Source organism: Bacillus sp. 05T31 (assembly GCF_056396725.1).
Genome location: NZ_JBFTMA010000672.1, coordinates 1 through 2,451 on the forward strand (window position 1 = coordinate 1; position 2,451 = coordinate 2,451).

Annotated in this window: 2 protein-coding genes; both read left to right on the top strand. The window is 35.2% G+C overall.

Going from position 1 to position 2,451, the window contains the following annotated elements:
- On the top strand, positions 1 to 940 hold a 940-nt coding region (locus tag AC1DJR_RS26350), incomplete at its 5' end, for an ATP-binding protein (RefSeq protein WP_477003896.1).
- Between the two features lie 246 nt (positions 941 to 1,186).
- Complete coding sequence (locus AC1DJR_RS26355) at positions 1,187 to 2,278, top strand: Gly-Xaa-Xaa repeat protein (protein WP_477003897.1); 1,092 nt, start codon at positions 1,187 to 1,189, stop codon at positions 2,276 to 2,278.
- The last annotated feature ends 173 nt before the right edge of the window (positions 2,279 to 2,451 follow it).

Sequence of the window (2,451 nt, forward strand, 5' to 3'; positions counted from 1 at the left end):
AGCTGCAGCAGATGATTTTGGTGTAGTACGAAATGATATAATTGGAAAGCCAATTCAACAATTACTAAACTTGCCAGAAGAACAAATTAAAGCGATTGAAACATTAAGAACAGGAACAGAAATATATAATGAAGAAGTGTTAGACAAAAACTATGGTATTTTAAACAATCGAATTATTCGGGATTATAAYGGAGAGATTTTTAGAGTTATTAGTGTCTTCCATTATTTAAATACAGAACGTGATGCAGAAAAATTTTCATTAGCAGGACGAATCGCAGCTGGGATTGCTCATGAAGTACGAAATCCCCTTACAACGGTACGTGGATACTTGCAATTTCTACAAGATAACGTTTCTCCATCCAATAAAGAATTGTTTAAAAGTCTACTCATTCCTGAACTAGATCGTGCAAATAGTATTATCACAAAATTTTTAGCCATTTCAAAAACGCGTGAATTTACTAGAGAACCTTTTCCCATCAATACGTTTTTACGCGAATATATTCAACAACTACTTGCTAGTGAAGTTTTTTTACACAATATTTCTATTGACTATGAATTTTCTACGGAATTAGATGGTGTACTTGTCAATATCGATCGTCATGAACTTGTGCAAGTTTTTTTAAATTTATTTCAAAATGCTATCGATGCTCGAGGCGAAAGACCTCTTTCCATTCAAATYTCTAGTTATCGCCTAGATAACTTTGTTCGGATTACTTTCACAGATAACGGAACTGGGGTTCCTCCAGCTATTCAAGAATATATCTTTGATCCATTCTTCTCAACAAAAGATTCAGGAACAGGACTGGGCTTGTCAGTAACGAAGAAAATTATTCAAAATCATAACGGTACATTAAAAATGTCTAGTAATCAAAACGGTACAACTTTCACTATTTCTATTCCAATTTTACCTAAAGCGAACTATGAACGAATTAATCATTAAAAAGGTTGGGCTGTTCCACGAACTGCACGCAAATTGTTAGATATAATCTAACAATTTGCGTGCAGTTTTTTTATTCTAACCTATTCTTTTTTAACTCATATAAATCTTTCTCTATCTCTTAATTGTTCTTTGTTTTCACAAGATAGGTAAACTTCTTATTTTTTTAGAAATAGTAGTTTGTCCCTCACGAATTCAGTTTATTATATAGTAACGACTATTTATTCTATAAAAGAAAGGAATGAACAGATGTCCAACAAAAATAAAGGGAAAGTGTTTTATGGTAATGATTGTTGCGAAGTAAGAGCTTGCAGTTATATTAACATCTCTAAGGCAGAACTAAAAGAGTATGCTAGACTTCTTCAAGCTCTTGGTCAAAGTATTCAAGCTGTATTTCAAAACCCTTCTCAAGATAACATCGATAAACTAGTTTCTCTCCTCAATAATCTTCAAAAATTCCTCAGTTGCTTAGATTTATCACCTGCACAAGAAAAAATTGGTAGTTCTATTATTGCTAACTTATTAACTATCCTAAAGTCCTCACCTTTCTCATGCGGAGCATTGTACGTTGAACTACAAAGTTTGCTTAATTATTTATTGTATATTGCTAAGTTATTCAAAATCGATTGCTGTACTATCGATAAACTAGTTAAGCTCATTACAGAAATTCAAGCTATCCTAGTTCAATATGGATCAGGTTGCCTTGGTGGAGGAACAATAGGACCTACTGGACCTACTGGACCTCAAGGACCTCAAGGACCTCAAGGACCTCAAGGTATTCAAGGACCGGCTGGTGCTACTGGCGCTCAAGGTGCTCAAGGTCCGGCTGGTGCTACTGGTGCTCAAGGTGCTACTGGTGCTACTGGCGCTCAAGGCGCTCAAGGTCCGGCTGGTGCTACTGGTGCTCAAGGTGCTACTGGCGCTACTGGACCGTCGGGCACACCACTCCCTGTAACTATAGCAGCAATAGGAAATTCTAATCCACAAACTATATCACCTGGAACGAATATCCAATTTAATCAAGTTTTCGAACTAAATAATCTCATTTTTAATGACACTTCAGATACTTTAACTATTTTAGAAACAGGAGTATACGATATTAGTTTCTCAGCATCTACAACCTTCCCGGGTTCTTCACCATTTGGATTCGGTATTTCATTCAACGGTCAACCACCTACTCGTAATTTTTCAACTAACGTTATCGGTAGTGCGGTTTCTTTCTCCACAATTGTTACTTTAACAGCTGGTACAACAATCTCTGTGCAACCTACAGTAAATACTATTTCCATCCCCAACACTGGTGACACAACAGCTACACTATCAGTCTTCCGAATTTACTAATTTTAGTTTTCATTTTATTTTTGAACGACCAAGAATGTTTGATTTATAGTAATTTATAGTAATTTGTATTATTTTGATTGTATGTTAAATCTTTCTTTTAATAAAAAGGAGCACTTATTTTGGAGGATAAGTGCTCCTTCTTTACGTTTCTTTACTTCAAATTTACTCTAGCT

Excerpts from the sequence above, each read along its gene's own strand:
- AC1DJR_RS26355 (WP_477003897.1), top strand. The coding sequence starts at position 1,187 with ATGTCCAACAAAAATAAAGGGAAAGTGTTTTATGGTAATGATTGTTGC.